The sequence below is a fragment of the Pseudomonas sp. PA-4-8C genome, assembly GCF_021606625.1.
In the GTDB taxonomy this organism is placed as follows: domain Bacteria; phylum Pseudomonadota; class Gammaproteobacteria; order Pseudomonadales; family Pseudomonadaceae; genus Aquipseudomonas; species Aquipseudomonas lactis.
On sequence record NZ_WKCD01000549.1, the window covers coordinates 1 to 1,162 of the forward strand.

General features: G+C 62.3%; 2 protein-coding genes. Both read left to right on the plus strand.

Annotated elements, in window-relative coordinates:
• Positions 1–11: 11 nt before the first annotated feature.
• Positions 12–794: a sugar phosphate isomerase/epimerase family protein gene (locus tag GIW04_RS30875; RefSeq protein WP_034135479.1), complete on the plus strand. Its 783-nt coding sequence runs from the start codon at positions 12–14 to the stop codon at positions 792–794.
• Positions 787–1,162 (plus strand): PfkB family carbohydrate kinase (locus GIW04_RS30880; RefSeq protein WP_236479631.1); only part of this gene is annotated, 376 nt, incomplete at its 3' end. The genes GIW04_RS30875 and GIW04_RS30880, both read left to right, overlap by 8 nt.

Sequence of the window (1,162 nt, forward strand, 5' to 3'; positions counted from 1 at the left end):
GGTAAACAACAATGCATAAATACCCCGTCTCCATCAGCCTTTCCAGCTACGGCGCCGACCTGGTTCGCCAGCAGGGCCAATTGAGTTTTGTCGCGCTGCTGAGCGCCGCCGGTGCCCAGCGCATTGAATGGCGTGAAGAACTGCTCACCACCGAGCAACCGGCCGAGTTGGCCCTGGCCGCTGCAGAACAAGGCCTGGAATCTGTCTTTTCCTCGCCCTTGGAGCTGTGGGTCGCCGGTCGTGCCCAGCCCAATGCCGAGCTGGCCGCGACCCTGGACCGCGCCCAGGCCTTTGGTTCGGGCTGGTTGAAAGTGTCTCTCGGTTACTTCACCGACACCAACGATCTGGAAAGCCTGCACGCCCTGCTCAACCGCCACCCGGTCAAGCTGCTGGTGGAAAACGACCAGACCCTGCACGGCGGGCGCATTGAACCGATGCAACGGTTTTTTACCGAAGTCGAACGCCTGGGCCTGCCGGTGAAAATGACCTTCGACATCGGCAACTGGCAGTGGCAAGACCAATCCGCGCTCACCGCTGCGCGGTTGCTGGGCCGGCATGTGGATTACCTGCACTGCAAGGCCGTGGCCCGTCGCGCCGATGGCAAGCTGGTGGCCTTGCCGCCGGGCGCCACCGACCTGCATCTGTGGGAACAACTGCTCAAACACATGACTCAAGGTATTACCCGGGCGGTGGAATTTCCGTTGCAGGGCGATGACCTGATCGAAGTCACCGCGCAACAGGTCGCGACCCTTGCCCCCCTTGGCCAACCCCATGTGGAGAACGCCCATGTCTGAGATCGATATCCTCTCGTTTGGCGAAACCATGGCGATGTTTGTCGCCGAACAGACCGGCGACCTGGCCCAGGTCGGGCAGTTTCACAAACGCATTGCCGGCGCCGACAGCAACGTCGCCATCGGCCTGTCGCGCCTGGGGTTCAATGTGGCCTGGCTGAGCCGCGTGGGTAACGACTCCCTCGGGCGTTTTGTAGTCGACACGCTGACCACGGAAGGGATTGATTGCCGTCATGTGGCCGTCGACCCGCTGCACCCCACCGGGTTTCAACTCAAGTCGCGCGAAGAGGCCGGCGCAGATCCTCAAGTGGAGTACTTTCGCAGAGGCTCGGCGGCCAGCCATTTGTCCATCGCCGACATCAGCCCCACGC